We start from the raw sequence: 429 nt of genomic DNA, 5'->3' as shown, positions 1-429 counted from the left end.
CGGCGCATTGGCACGCGCCGTATCATCCTCGCCGAGCACGAGCTCCTTGCGATAGGCCGCTTCGACCCGCTGGTTGAAAAATTCAATTCCAGGCAGGCGGATGCCGATAAGCGCGAGAACGCCGGTGCCCAGGATCGACCAGATGACCGCGGCGAACACCAGCGGATAGGAAATCGAGCCGAACAGAGGCAGCTCGGTGACGTTACTGGACAACCTCACCAGAACCGGCAGGAAGGCCACCAATGTCAGCACCGCGCTGATGAGATTGACGCCTAGACCTTCCATGGTGCTGGCGAAGCGCATCGTGTCTTCCTGGATGCGCTGGGAGGCGCCTTCGATCGTGCGCAGCCGCGGCCAGTTGGCGACATAAAAATCGTTCATCGCTGTGCGCCAGCGGAAGATGTAGTGGCTGACGAAGAATCGCGTCAT

At 60.4% G+C, this 429-nt stretch carries 1 protein-coding gene; it reads right to left on the bottom strand.

What is annotated here, in order from left to right; all coding sequences use genetic code 11:
• The coding region (locus tag AC0L21_RS38070; protein ID WP_473267150.1) for an SbmA/BacA-like family transporter at positions 1–429 on the bottom strand (429 nt) is incomplete at both ends.

The sequence above is a fragment of the Bradyrhizobium sp. WSM4873 genome (genome assembly GCF_055811355.1).
The sequence above is the reverse complement of the archived record's forward strand: the minus strand, read 5'-3'. Positions and strand labels throughout refer to the sequence as shown.